This is a genomic window from Actinomycetospora atypica (assembly GCF_042653685.1).
Taxonomy (GTDB): Bacteria; Actinomycetota; Actinomycetes; order Mycobacteriales; family Pseudonocardiaceae; genus Actinomycetospora; species Actinomycetospora atypica.
Genome location: NZ_JBHSIV010000007.1, coordinates 173,159 through 185,358, shown reverse-complemented (window position 1 = coordinate 185,358; position 12,200 = coordinate 173,159). Strand labels below are relative to the sequence as shown.

Genomic DNA, 12,200 nt, shown 5'->3' with positions numbered 1-12,200 from the left:
GCTCCCCACCCATGCTAGGAGCACCCACCGACACCGCCCGCCGGGACCGGCGCCGGGCGGTGGACGGCCCGTTCCCGACGACGGGCGCACGTCGCGCCCGCCGGCCCCGGACGTCGCCGCCCGGCGCGCCCACCCGGTCGGACGCTGTCCGGCACGCTCCGCGTCCGACGGGGTTTACCGATGTGTGGTCGGCGTGAATACCGGGTCATGGCGGAGCACGAGACGGAGTCGGACACCGCGTCGGGCGCATCGCGCCGCGGGGAGTCCCCACATCCCGACGAGGGCGCCCGGGGCGACCACGACCGGGCGAGCCGGGAGTCCGGCAGTCCCTACGTCCAGCCCGGACGCGACGAGGAGGGCCGCCCGCAGCCGTCGGTCCCGCACGAGGGGCTCCTCGGGCGGATCGCGATGTCCCTCGTGATCGGGCAGTCGGTGGTGCTGCTCGTCGTCGCGGTGGCCGGCTACGTGGTCGGCAGCGACCAGGGCTTCACCGGGCGCTCCGAGGGCACCTTCCTCGCGCTGCGGCTCAACCCCGCCCACAGCACCCTGCTGCTCGTCACCGCCGTGCTGGGCCTGGTCGCCGCCCTCACCCGGCGCTCCCTGCTCCGCCGGTTCGCCATCGCCCAGGTGATCGTCTACCTCGTGGTGTTCGGCCTCGGGGCCGCCGCCTCGCTCAACACCGGCGACCCGACGGCGCTGGACCTGAACACGCCCGACCTCGTCCTGCACGGGGTGCTGTTCCTGCTCGGCTTCGTCACGCTCATGATCAGCAGTGCCCGCATCATCGAGCCGCCGCCCGGGGCCGACCCCTATCCCGACCACCCGGCCAAGCAGGACCGGGACGAGGACGGCGACCAGGACCGCGCGGACGCCGGTCGGGAGCGCGGGCAGGCGTGACCGTCGGACCGACCGGGCAGACTGGGCGACGTGGAGCTTCTCGAGGACTACACCGGCCACGTCGACCCCGAGGGCCCGGCCGCGCGCCGTGAGCTCGACGCGGTCGCCATCACCAAGGTCTCGGTCGGGCCGATGGACAACAACGCCTACCTGCTGGTCGACAAGGCCACCGGGGCCACGCTGCTGATCGACGCCGCGAACGAGGCCGAGCGGCTGCTCGACACCGTCGACACCGTCGCCGAGCGCGGGAACACCCGGACGATCATCACCACCCACCAGCACTGGGACCACGTCCAGGCGCTGGAGGCGATGACGACGGAGCTGTCGCCGCAGACCTACGCGCACGAGCTCGACGCGCCGGAGCTCCCGGTCACGCCCGACCACACCGTCGGCGACGACGACGAGGTGCGCTTCGGCGACTCGTTCGTCGAGGTCATCCACCTCGACGGGCACACCCCCGGGTCGATCGCGCTGCTCTACCGCGACCCGGACGGCTCGGCGCACCTGTTCACCGGCGACTCGCTCTTCCCGGGCGGGCACGGCAAGACCGCGACGGTCGAGCACCACAACGCCCTGATGGACGACCTCGAGCACAAGGTGTTCAGCCGGCTCGACGACGACACCTGGGTCTACCCCGGCCACGGCGACGACACGACGCTCGGCGCCGAGCGTCCGAGCCTGCCGGAGTGGCGCGAGCGCGGCTGGTGACGTCCCGTCAGACGCCGGGCATCGCCGCGTTCGAGGCCGGCACGGTGCGGCTCATCAGCGACCGGGCCAGCTCGAGCACCACCTCGCGCTCGTGGACCACGGTGTACTCCCACGCGACGGGCGGGGTGCGGCCCTCCCAGGCGTCCCCGAACGCCGGGCGGGCCACCAGCGCGGCGGCCACGTGCGGGCCGACCACCACCACGTCCCACTCGGCCCGCAGCGGGTCGCCGTCGGTGAGCGCGGCGCCGCGGACCCCGGGCAGCGGCTCGGGTCCGCCGCCGAGCACGGCGACGAGGCTCGCGGTGCGGGCCGCCTCGACGTAGCGCCGGGCCCGGGCCCCGGTCGGGATCCCGTCGGGGCCCGCGGTCGCGAGGGTGACCGTCGGGCCCTCGGCCGTCAGCGCGCGCCGCTCGAGCAGCTCGGCGGCGATGCGGACCTCGCCGAGCGTGCCTCGCCGCACCCGCCGGCCGCGGGCGACCGTGGCGAACGGGCTGCGGCGGGTCGGCCCCTCGGGGGCACGGGCCAGCGGGGTGTTCTGCGAGGTGGTGACGCGACGCCCGTCGGGACCGAGCGGACCGGGCCGGCCGTAGTGGTAGCCCTGGGCGAGGGTGGCGCCGAGCGCGAGGGCGGTGCGCTCGTGGTCGGCGGTCTCGATGCCCTCGGCGAGCACGATCGCGTCGCACCGCTCGGCGTAGGCGCCGACCGCGGCGACGATGCGGGCGGCGTCGTCGTCGAGGGGGTCCTGGACGAGGCGCTGGTCGAGCTTGACGACCTCCGGGCGCAGGAACGGCATGAGGGCGAGCGAGCTGGGGTGGCTGCCGACGTCGTCGAGCGCGACGGCGATCCCGACGTGGCGCAGCCGCGTCGCGAACCACTGCACGCGGGCCGGGTCGGCCGTCAGCGCGCGCTCGGTGAACTCCAGGACGAGCCGGCCGCCGCGCCGGAGGAACTCCACGGCCGCCGGGGGCGGCGGGCCGACCCGGATGCCGTCGGGCTCGATGTTGAGGAACAGCGTGGTGGGCGCGTCGTCGCCCGCGTCGAGGGCCGCCTCGAGGGCCCGGGCGCGGCACAGCCCGTCGAACTCGGCGAGGCCGCCGATCCGCCGGACGTGGGCGAAGAGCCGCTCGGGGTCGGCCAGCGGGCCCGCGGGACCGCGGGTGAGGGCCTCGTGCGCCACGACCCCGCCCGTCGCCAGGTCGACGATCGGCTGGAAGACGGTGGTCAGACCGCTTGCGAGGTCGGCGAGCCCGCCGACCGCCAGGTCCGCCACGAGTTCACCCCACGCCGTCGTCCCGCTCCGTCACGCTGAGCGTACCTAAGTACCCCGATCGAGAGGGACGGTCTCGGGAACGGACACCCACTCAGGGGTCAGGGGCGCCGAGGTGACGCCGGAGAGTGGCGGCGAGGGCAGGAGGCGGGCCATCAGCGATCGGGCGAGCTCGAGCACGAGCGCGCGGTCGTGGGTGAGGACGTAGTCGAACTCGCGGGACGGGTCGGCGTGGTCGCCGTCGGGCTCGAGGTCGCGGGCGATGAGGGCCGCCGCGAAGTGCGGGCCGACCACCACGACGTCCCACTCGCCGCGCACCGGGTCGTCCACGGCGAGGTCGGCGCCGCGCACGCCCGGCTCCGGCTCGGCACCGAGGCCCACGCCGAGCACCCCGACGAACGCGGCGGAGGACGCGAGCGCGCGGTAGCGGACGCGGGAGGCGGGGGTGAAGTTGCCGGCGGCCTCGTAGGCGGAGAGCACCACGGCGAGCTCGCCCTGGTCGGCGGCCTGGTTCTCGAGGTGGTGACTGACGGCGACGAGCAGCGACTTGGCCGCCCGCCGGGGGGTGCGCCAGCGCGCGGCGGCGGCGAACGGGCTGCGGGGCGTCACGACGGTCCCGGGGCGCAGCAGGAGCGGGGCCCGCCGGGTCGCGGGCAGACCGGACAGCTCGGCCGCCGGGACCGCGTGGCCGAAGTACCAGCCCTGCACGAGGGTGGCCCCGAGGCCGCGGGCGGCGGCGAGGTGCTCCGCGGTCTCGACGCCCTCCGCGAGGACGACGGCGCCGCTCTGCTCGGCGTAGGCGGCGACGGCCGACATGACCGCGGCGACCGCGGGGGCCGGGCGCCCGTGCACCAGGCTCAGGTCGAGCTTGACGATCTCCGGGCGCAGGAACGGCATGAGCGCGAGGGACGCCGGGTCGGCCCCGACGTCGTCGAGCGCGATGCGGAAGCCGTGGGCCCGGGCGCGCGCGGCGAAGACCAGCAGGCGGGCGGGGTCGGCCGTGAGGTCCCGCTCGGTCAGCTCGACGACCAGCCGCACGCCCCGGTCGAGCAGGGCGGCGGTCGCCGCGGCGGAGGTGAACACCGTCGGCGCGGTGAGCGGCTCGACGTTGACGAAGAGCCCGAGGGGCCCGGCGAGGCCGGCCGCCAGGGCCTCCTCGACGGCGCGGGCGCGGCACAGCGTGTCGAGGTCGGCGAGGCGCCCGGCCCGGCGGGCCGCCGCGAACATCGCGTCGGGACGTTCGAGGGCGCTGTCGGACGGGCCGCGGGCGAGGGCCTCGACGCCGACGACCTCCCGGGTGGCGACGTCGACGATCGGCTGGAAGACCGGCGTGACGGCCCGGTCGGCCAGCAGGTCGCGCAGCGCCTCGTCCTCGGTCGGCACGCCGTACCTCCCCCCGGGATACACCTCTTCCGGACGACGGTACGTGCGTTCGGCCGATGGAGCGACCCAATGATCGATCCGGGCCGTGACGGTCACGGTGGGTCGCCGGGGCTCCGGGCGTTCGGCAGACTGGTCGGCGATGGACACCACGCGCGTCGACCGCTGGCTCTGGGCGGTCCGCCTGAGCAAGACCCGCGCCGACGCCGCGACGGCGTGCCGCGGCGGCCACGTGCGCGTCAACGACAAGCCGGCCAAGCCGTCGACCCCGATCCGGGCCGGCGACACCGTGCGGACCCGCCTCTACGACATCCCGCGGGTGGTGGAGGTGGGCACGGTGATCGAGAAGCGGGTCGGCGCCCCGGTGGCGGTGACCTGCTACGTCGACCACACCCCGCCGCCGCCGCCGAAGGAGACGGTCGCGGCGGTCGCGCGGCGCGAGCGGGGCGCCGGCCGCCCGACGAAGCGCGACCGGCGCCGGATCGAGGCCTTCGAGCGGGCCTCCCTGGTCGAGGGCGTGGAGCACGACCTGGAGGACTGACCTATTGGCCGTCGCGGGTCACCGAGTACGAGGTGGTCTTCAGCCCGTCGCCGCCGATCCAGGGCTCGAACCCGGCCTGGATGCTCGTCAGGTACCAGCCCTCCTTCGCCTGGCCCCGGTTCTTCGCGTCGGTGACGAAGGCGGTGATGTCGAGGTCCTTCACCTCGTTCGTCTGCTCCTTGCGGACGTAGGAGATCGTCGGGAGGTCGGCCTTGCCGAGCCAGACCTCGTAGGGGACGCCGCCGAGGGTGGTCTCCCCCGTCTTCTTGCCGATCGGCTGCACGCGGTCGGTGTGCTTGAGCCAGATCATCAGCTCCAGGCCCGTCGGCCGCCCGTCCTTGCGGGCCGTCGGGTCGAGCCAGATGTCGTAGGCGACGTTGTAGTCCCCCGACGAGGGCGTGGTGGTCGCCCAGGAGGAGCGCAGGTCGCCGAGGTCGGCGATCGGGCGGGGGAAGGGCGTGCCCTTCGTGCAGTTGCCGTAGTTGCAGCCGAAGACGATCGACGGGTACGAGGCCGGGCCGCTGTCGTTGCTGTGCTTCGCCTCGACCGAGAAGCCGGTATCGAACGCGACCACGCACTGCGGCTTGTCCGAGCCCCACAGCGAGTTCTGGACCTCGTACCGCCCGCCCTCGACGGGGGTCGAGCCGAACTTCTCGCAGACCTTCCCGGCCCGCTCCCCCACCGGGGTCGTCGACGCCACCGCCGCCGGGACCGGGGCGGCGGCGGGCCCGGTGCCGGTCAGCGCGGCGAGTGCGACCAGGGCCAGGCCGCCCGCGAGGGCGCGCAGGGCGTCACCGCGCGTCGTCGACCGGCGTCGGTGCCGCCCGGCCCGTCGTCGGGTTCCGTCGTCGACATTCGTCGCGAACATGCGACCGCTCATCCTGCGCCGTCCTCCCCGTTGGACCGTTCGGCGCGTCGGAACGTACGTTCGGCGCAGTCGACGGCGCCAGACGGCCTCCCTCGTTCGGGCCACCGGAGGAGCGGACGCCACTCACACGAGTGAGGCGGTCAGACCCCGTTCCGCGTCGCGTTGAAGGCGTCGGTGGACAGGCCGCTGCCGCCCACCCACGGCTCGAAGCCGGCCTGGAGGTTCGTCAGGAACCACTCGCGCCGGACGACGCCCTGGCGCTGCGCGTCGGTGACGAACTCGGTGATGGGCAGGTCGAGCACCTGGCGGGTGGGCTGCTGGCGCACGTAGGAGATCACCGGGAGGTCCCCGTTGGAGCCCGTGTACACGTCCCAGGCGGCGCCGGCGATCGTGGTCGTGCCCCGCTTCGAGCCGATGGGGTCGATCCCGCCGGCGCGCACCGTCCAGATCATCAGCTCGGCGCCGGTGTTGTCGCCGTCGCGCCGGGGCTGCGGGTCGAACCAGACGTCGTAGGAGGCGTTGTAGCGCCCGGTGTCGGGCACGGTGACCGACCAGCTCGACCGGACGTCGCCGAGGTCGGCGACCGGGCGCGGGAAGGGGGTGTTCCGCGTGCACGTGCCGTGGTTGCAGCCCCAGACGATGCTCGGGTAGGCGGCGGGGCCGGAGTCCTTGCGGTGCGAGGCCTGGACGCTGAACCCGGTGTCGAACGCCGTGGTGCACTGCGGGGTCTCGGCGCCCCACGCGTCGTTCTGGACCTCGAAGCGCCCGCCCGCCACGGGCACCGACCCGAACTTCTCGCACACCCGGGGGCCGTTCCGGCTGCCGAGGGCCGGGAGCGGCGCGAGGAGCCTCGGCACGGCCGGGGCGGCCACTCCCGGCAGGGCGGGCGCCGGGGCCGGCAGACCGCCCGCGTTGGCGAGGTTCTCGGTGGTCACCGGCGCCACGTTGATCGGCGGCACCTGCTCGGCGGGCGCGCCGCACGCGGCGAGGAGCGCCACCAGCACCGCGACGGCGGCGAGCAGGACGCGGCGGGAATCACCCATTCCGGTGAGGCTAGAGGAGCGCCACCGGGGCGTACCGATCGGGCTCCACCCCGTGTCGCCGCAGGTCAGCGGGCACCTCGAGCCCCAGGGTGACGGCCGCGGCGAGGGCGGCGGCGGCCGGCGCGGTCTCGATGCCCGAGCCGCCCTGGCCCGCCACGACGACGAGGCCCGGGGCCCGCTCGCCGACCACGAGGACGCGGCCGGGCGCGAAGGTCCGCTGCCCGGCCCACGCGGTGACGACGCTGCGCAGCCCGAGGGTGGTGACGGCGTTGACGCGCTCGATCGCGAGGGCGACGTCGAGCTCGTCGGGCCGGGCGTCGCCGGGTTCCTGCGGGGTCTCCTCCGACGGGGAGACCAGCAGGCCCGCGCTCTCCGGCTTGGCGTACCAGTGGTCGCCGGCGGAGACGACGAACGGGTCGTCGGGCCGGACGTCCCCGGTGCGCACCACCGCGATCGTGCGGCGGTACGCGGTCAGGCCGAGCGGCGCGGCGTCGGCCAGGGCGAGCAGCCGGTCGGTCCAGGCGCCGGCGGCGAGCACGACGAGGTCGGTGTCGAGCTCGGCGTCGGGGGTGCGGACCCGCCAGCCCGCGGCGGTCCGGGCCATCGCGACGACGGGCGCGCCCGTCCGGATCTCCCCGCCCGCGGCCCGGAAGCGGCGCCGGTAGTGCTCGTGCAGACCCATGGGGTCGGCGTCCATCGCGTCCCCGGTGACGGCCGCGGCCCGGATCAGCTCCGGACGCAGCACGGGCCAGCGCCGGGCCGCCTCGTCCGCGGGGACGGCCGTGACCGGGGCGAGCGGGAGGATCTCCGTCCGGAGGATCCGCTCCTCCTCGGCGGTGTGCGCCACGTGCAGCACCGGGCGCGGCCGCAGGAACGGGTGCCCGGCCTCGTCGGCGAGCGCGTCGAACCGGTCGCGCGACGCCGTGACCAGCGCCTGCATCGGTGGGGCCCCGTGCCCGGGGATGTAGCTGGCCGCGGAGCGCCCGGTGGTGTGCCGGGCGAGCTCCGGCTCGGCCTCCAGCAGCACCGGGCGGTCGACGCCAAGCGCGGCCAGCTCCGCGGCCACCGACATCCCGCCGATGCCGCCCCCGACGACGACCGCGCCGCTCACGCCCGCAGGTCCAGCCCCAGATCGAGCGCGGGCGAGGAGTGGGTGAGCCCGCCGACGGCGAGGTAGTCCACCCCCGCCGCCCCGTAGGCGGCGGCGTTGTCGATCGTCAGGCCGCCGGAGGCCTCCAGGCCCGTCCCCGGGGCGGCCGCGTCGCGGCGGCGGACCGCCTCGGCGCAGTCGGCGGCGGAGAAGTTGTCGAGCAGGATCAGTTCGAGGTCGAGCCCGAGGGCCTCGTCGAGCTGGGCGAACGAGTCGACCTCGAGCTCGCACGGCAGCTCCGGGGCGGCGGACCGGGCGGCGTGCACGGCCGCGGTCACCGACCCGGCGGCGGCCACGTGGTTGTCCTTGATCAGCAGCGCGTCGCCGAGGGACATCCGGTGGTTGACCCCGCCGCCGCAGCGCACGGCGTACTTCTGCAGCGCCCGCAGGCCCGGGACGGTCTTGCGGGTGTCGCGGATGCGGGCGGGGGTCCCGGCCACCGCGTCGACCCACGCCGAGGTCGCGGTCGCGACGCCGGAGAGCTGGCAGAGCAGGTTCAGCGCCGTCCGCTCCGCGGTGAGCAGGGTCGCGAGCGGGGCCCGGACGGCGAGCGCGACGTCGCCGGCGGCGAGCCGCGACCCGTCCGGCAGTGCGTCGAGCACCTCGAGGTCGTCGCCGCACACCCGCTCGAGCACGCGGACCGCGACGCCGACGCCCGCCAGCGTGCCCGCGGGCCTCGTCCGGAACTCCCCCACCGCGACCGCGCCGGGCGGGACGCACGCGGCGGTGGTGCGGTCGGGGCCGTCGCGCAGGTCCTCGTCGAGGGCCCGGTCGACGACGGCGTCGATCTCGCCGGCGTCGAGGCCCGGGGGCAGGGCGATCGCGGTCATGCGACTTCTCCCAGTCGGTCGTCGAGGGGTCCGAGGCGCAGCCGGCCGTCGACGAGCGTGACGGCGACCGACGAGGCCTGCCAGCGGTCGTCGCGCCGGGGGCGGTCGCTGCGCAGGTGGCAGCCGCGCGACTCGGTGCGCGACCCGGCGGCGGCGAGCACCGCGCCCGCCGCGAGGGTGAGGGCGGCGTCCTCGACGGCCGCCCGCGAGTCGAGCGCCCGCTCGGCGGTCGTCGACTCGATCGCGTCGGAGGCGGCGGCGAGGCCCGCCGCGTCGCGCCCCACCGAGGCGTGGCGGCTCATCGCGCGCTGCAGGACGGCGCGATCGGCGGCCGGGGCGCTCGTCGGGACGGGGCCGGTCGGTGCGGCCACCGGGCGCGGCCCGGCCAGCGCGGCGACGACGTCCGCGCCCGCGCGCCGGCCCACGACGAGGCCCTCGAGCAGGCTGTTCGACGCGAGCCGGTTGGCGCCGTGCAGGCCCGTGCGCGCGACCTCCCCGGCGGCCCACAGGCCCGGCACCCCGGTGCGGCCGCGGGTGTCGGTAACGATGCCGCCGCACGCGTAGTGCTGAGCGGGGCGGACCGGGATCGGCTCGCGGGCGAGGTCGACCCCGATGGCGGCGCAGGAGGCGGCCACCGTCGGGAACCGGCGCGCCACGTCGGGCACCCCGGTGGCGTCGAGCAGCACGTGGTCGGTGCCGGTGCGGGCGAGGACCGCGGTGATGGCGCCGGCGACGACGTCGCGCGGGGCGAGGTCGCCGCGCGGGTCGACGTCGTCCATGACGCCGCGCCCGGCGAGGTCGAGCAGGTGCGCGCCCTCGCCGCGCAGGGCCTCGGTGACCAGGGGTGCCCGCCCGACGAGGCCGGGGACGGCCAGGGCGGTGGGGTGGAACTGCACGAACTCGACGTCGGCGAGCGACGCCCCGGCGCGCAGGGCCAGCGCCCAGCCGTCGGCGGTGGCGACCGCGGGGTTCGTCGTCGTCTCGTAGAGCGCGCCGATGCCGCCGGTGGCGAGCAGGACGGCCGGGGCCGCGACGTGGCCCGGGACCCCGGCGTCGTCGACGACGTCGAGGCCGGTGACCCGCGGGTCGCGGCGCACGGCGACCGCCGTGTGGCCCGCGAGCACGGTGATGTCGCCGGGCAGCGCGGCGAGCAGGGCCCGCTCGACCTCGGCGCCGGTGGCGTCGCCCCCGGCGTGGATCACGCGGGTGGTGCCGTGGCCCCCCTCGCGGGTGCGCGCCAGGCGCGCTCCGTGGACGTCGAAACGGGCGCCGTCGGTGCGCAGGGCCTCGACCGCGGCCCGGCCGCCGCCGAGGATGCCGCGGGTGGCGGCCTCGTCGACGAGCCCGCCGCCGGCGGCGAGGGTGTCGGCCACGTGCGCCTCGACGGTGTCGCCGGCGATGTCGCCCAGGACCACGGCGATGCCGCCCTGGGCCCAGCGCGTGGAGCCCTCGTCGGGCGCGTCCTTGGTGACGACGACGACCCGCAGGCCGTGCCGCGCGGCCTCGGTGGCGGCGGAGAGGCCGGCCACCCCGGAGCCGACGACGACGAGGTCGCACTCGGCGGTCATTCCCCGCCCCCGGGCTGCCCGATCGCGATCATCCGCTGCACCGAGGCGCGCGCCGCCGCGGCGGTGGCCGGGTCGACGACGACCTCGTCGCGGCCCTCGCGCAGGGCCCGCAGCAGCGCGCCCGGCGTGATCATCTTCATGTAGCCGCACGACGCGCGGTCGTTCACCGCGCGGAAGTCGACCAGCGGGTTGGCCCGGCGCAGCTGGTGGAGCATCCCGACCTCGGTGGCGACGAGCACGCTGGCCTTCGTCGTGTTCTTGGCGGCGTCGAGCATGCCGCCGGTCGAGAGGATGTGGACCTGCTCGGCGGGCACCGCGCCGGTCCCGGCGAGGTAGAGGGCGCTGGTGGCGCACCCGCACTCGGGGTGGACGAACAGGTCGGCGTCGGGGTCGGCCTGGGCCTTCGCGGTGAGCGCGGCGCCGTTGATCCCGGCGTGCACGTGGCACTCGCCGGCCCAGACGTGCAGGTTCTCGCGACCGGTGACGCGGCGGACGTGGGCGCCGAGGAACTGGTCGGGCAGGAAGAGGACCTCGCGGTCGGGGTCGATCGAGGCGACCACCTCGACGGCGTTCGACGAGGTGCAGCAGACGTCGGTCTCGGCCTTCACCGCGGCCGTGGTGTTGACGTAGGAGACGACGACCGCCCCCGGGTGCTCGGCCTTCCAGGCGCGGAGCTCGTCGGCGGAGATCGAGTCGGCGAGCGAGCAGCCGGCGCGCTCGTCGGGGATCAGCACCGTCTTCTCCGGCGCGAGGATCTTCGCGGTCTCGGCCATGAAGTGGACGCCGCAGAAGACGATGGTGCTCGCGTCCGAGGCCGCGGCGATGCGGGAGAGCGCCAGCGAGTCGCCGGTGTGGTCGGCGACGTCCTGGATCTCGGGGCGCTGGTAGTTGTGCGCCAGGACCACCGCGTCGCGCTCGCGGGCGAGCCGGCGGATCTCCGCGGCCCAGCTCCCGATCTCGTCCGCGTCGGTCAGCGACCGGGGTTCGACGAGGTCGGTCGCGGGCTCGTGTGCCCCGGTGTCCGGGTCGGCGATGACAGTCATGGCCGGTGTCCTCCCCCGGGGCGGGCGCCCTGCTCCGGACGCGTCCCGGAACTCTCCGAGGTTTTCGCCTGTTGGTCGAAAACATGGCCGACAGTACGCGGCGTGCTCCCCCGGCGCACCCCCCGTCCGTGCAGCCATGACCCAGCCCACATCCGGCCGTCCGCTCGGGGGTGTTCGTCACGGAGGGCTACCGTGGCGGTCGTGGAGGCCGAGGGCCTGATCGCGCACGACGTGCTGGCCGTCGTCCTGCGGATCACGGGAACAGTGCCCTCGGTCCTGCTGTGGCAGCGGGCCCGGGAGCCGCAAGACGGTCGCTGGGCGCTGCCCGGCGGGCGCCTCGGCGCGGCCGAGGACGTGGAGGCCTCGGTCCGGCGGCACCTGGCCGAGAAGGTCGACCTCGCGGAGGTCGCGCACGTCGAGCAGCTCTCGGTGTTCTCCGACCCGCACCGCGGACCCGCGCCCCGCCGGGTGGCCACGGCCTTCGTCGGGCTGGTCCCCTCCGACGCCGACCCGGCCGTCCCCGCCGACACCGCGTGGCACCCGGTCGACGCCCTCCCGCCCACGGCCTTCGACCACGGCGACATCACCCGCGCCGGGCTGGAGCGGCTCCGGGCCAAGCTCTCCTACACCAACATCGGGTTCGCCCTCGCCCCCGAGGCGTTCACGATCTCCGAGCTGCGCCGCCTCTACGCCGCCGCCCTGGGCCACCGCGTGTCGGCGACCAACCTGCAGCGGGTGCTCACCCGGCGGGGGGTGCTGGTGCCGACCGGGACCACCGCCGCGCCGGGGCCGTCGGGCGGCCGGCCGGCCGCGCTCTTCCGGTTCTCCGAGCGCGCCCTGCGGGTCACCGACCCCTTCGCGACCCTGCGCCCGCCGTCCTGCGACCCGTCCGGGAGCTCCTGAGC

12 protein-coding genes are annotated in these 12,200 nt (G+C 76.1%); 4 read left to right on the top strand and 8 right to left on the bottom strand.

The genetic code is table 11. The features are described 5' to 3' along the window. The first annotated feature begins 207 nt into the window (after positions 1 to 207). Positions 208 to 897 carry a DUF4383 domain-containing protein gene (locus tag ACFPBZ_RS09355; protein ID WP_378035758.1) on the top strand — a complete coding sequence of 230 codons (690 nt, stop codon included), beginning with the start codon at positions 208 to 210 and terminating at the stop codon, positions 895 to 897. Between the two features lie 30 nt (positions 898 to 927). Further along, positions 928 to 1,605: an MBL fold metallo-hydrolase gene (locus tag ACFPBZ_RS09350; protein ID WP_378035757.1), complete on the top strand. Its 678-nt coding sequence runs from the start codon at positions 928 to 930 to the stop codon at positions 1,603 to 1,605. Between the two features lie 7 nt (positions 1,606 to 1,612). Here the strand turns inward: ACFPBZ_RS09350 and ACFPBZ_RS09345 are convergent, their stop codons facing one another. Together ACFPBZ_RS09345 and ACFPBZ_RS09340 are read right to left on the bottom strand one after the other, a co-directional pair. Further along, entirely contained in the window at positions 1,613 to 2,875 is a 1,263-nt protein-coding gene (locus tag ACFPBZ_RS09345; RefSeq protein WP_378035756.1) for an EAL domain-containing protein, read from the bottom strand. A 45-nt stretch (positions 2,876 to 2,920) separates the two neighbouring features. Continuing rightward, entirely contained in the window at positions 2,921 to 4,255 is a 1,335-nt protein-coding gene (locus tag ACFPBZ_RS09340; RefSeq protein ID WP_378035755.1) for a sensor domain-containing phosphodiesterase, read from the bottom strand. Between the two features lie 139 nt (positions 4,256 to 4,394). On the opposite strand from ACFPBZ_RS09340, the gene ACFPBZ_RS09335 reads away from it, so the two are divergent. After that, positions 4,395 to 4,793, top strand: coding sequence for an RNA-binding S4 domain-containing protein (locus tag ACFPBZ_RS09335; RefSeq protein WP_378035754.1), 399 nt, complete (start codon positions 4,395 to 4,397; stop codon positions 4,791 to 4,793). A 1-nt stretch (position 4,794) separates the two neighbouring features. Here ACFPBZ_RS09335 and ACFPBZ_RS09330 read toward each other — a convergent pair whose 3' ends face one another. From ACFPBZ_RS09330 to nadA, 6 genes are all read right to left on the bottom strand, one after another. Next, complete coding sequence (locus ACFPBZ_RS09330) at positions 4,795 to 5,661, bottom strand: GH12 family glycosyl hydrolase domain-containing protein (RefSeq protein ID WP_378035753.1); 867 nt, start codon at positions 5,659 to 5,661, stop codon at positions 4,795 to 4,797. A gap of 140 nt (positions 5,662 to 5,801) precedes the next feature. Further along, complete coding sequence (locus ACFPBZ_RS09325) at positions 5,802 to 6,704, bottom strand: GH12 family glycosyl hydrolase domain-containing protein (RefSeq protein WP_378035752.1); 903 nt, start codon at positions 6,702 to 6,704, stop codon at positions 5,802 to 5,804. A 10-nt stretch (positions 6,705 to 6,714) separates the two neighbouring features. Beyond that, positions 6,715 to 7,815 (bottom strand): NAD(P)/FAD-dependent oxidoreductase, encoded by a 1,101-nt coding sequence (locus ACFPBZ_RS09320; protein ID WP_378035751.1) that lies wholly within the window; start codon positions 7,813 to 7,815, stop codon positions 6,715 to 6,717. Next, positions 7,812 to 8,684 (bottom strand): carboxylating nicotinate-nucleotide diphosphorylase, encoded by an 873-nt coding sequence (nadC, locus tag ACFPBZ_RS09315; RefSeq protein ID WP_378035750.1) that lies wholly within the window; start codon positions 8,682 to 8,684, stop codon positions 7,812 to 7,814. The genes ACFPBZ_RS09320 and nadC overlap by 4 nt, the downstream gene beginning before the upstream one ends. Continuing rightward, positions 8,681 to 10,252: an L-aspartate oxidase gene (gene nadB, locus ACFPBZ_RS09310; RefSeq protein WP_378035749.1), complete on the bottom strand. Its 1,572-nt coding sequence runs from the start codon at positions 10,250 to 10,252 to the stop codon at positions 8,681 to 8,683. The genes nadC and nadB overlap by 4 nt, the downstream gene beginning before the upstream one ends. Next, the gene (gene nadA / locus ACFPBZ_RS09305) at positions 10,249 to 11,295 is read right to left on the bottom strand and encodes a quinolinate synthase NadA (RefSeq protein WP_378035748.1); all 1,047 of its coding nucleotides are present in this window, start codon (positions 11,293 to 11,295) and stop codon (positions 10,249 to 10,251) included. The genes nadB and nadA overlap by 4 nt, the downstream gene beginning before the upstream one ends. A gap of 201 nt (positions 11,296 to 11,496) precedes the next feature. On the opposite strand from nadA, the gene ACFPBZ_RS09300 reads away from it, so the two are divergent. Further along, positions 11,497 to 12,198: an NUDIX hydrolase gene (locus ACFPBZ_RS09300; RefSeq protein ID WP_378035783.1), complete on the top strand. Its 702-nt coding sequence runs from the start codon at positions 11,497 to 11,499 to the stop codon at positions 12,196 to 12,198. The last annotated feature ends 2 nt before the right edge of the window (positions 12,199 to 12,200 follow it).